The following is a 205-nucleotide window of genomic DNA, read 5'->3' as shown; positions in this document are numbered from 1 at the left end:
GTTGAGCGAACCCCTGTGGTTCGCCGGAAATCAGGACACTGTACCGAAGTGGGTGAACCGTGTCCTCGACGTTGTGACGCTGCACGCCGAGATCCTGCTCGAAGCCACCCGCCGGGGCTACGTCCCGGCTGACGCGTGGGACGGCATCGGTGCGTTGGCAGCGAAGAAAGGTTCGTCAGCAGCACTGAAGAAAGCCCGAGTGTTA

1 protein-coding gene is annotated in these 205 nt (G+C 62.0%); it reads left to right on the top strand.

The annotated features are described in order from the left end of the window. A partial coding sequence (locus HMPREF2932_RS13615; RefSeq protein WP_168166993.1) for a hypothetical protein occupies positions 1 to 205 on the top strand: 205 nt, incomplete at both ends.

This window comes from Corynebacterium sp. HMSC074H12 (assembly GCF_001813755.1).
GTDB classification, from domain to species: Bacteria; Actinomycetota; Actinomycetes; order Mycobacteriales; family Mycobacteriaceae; genus Corynebacterium; species Corynebacterium hiratae.
This window is presented reverse-complemented; position numbering and strand designations above follow the sequence as displayed.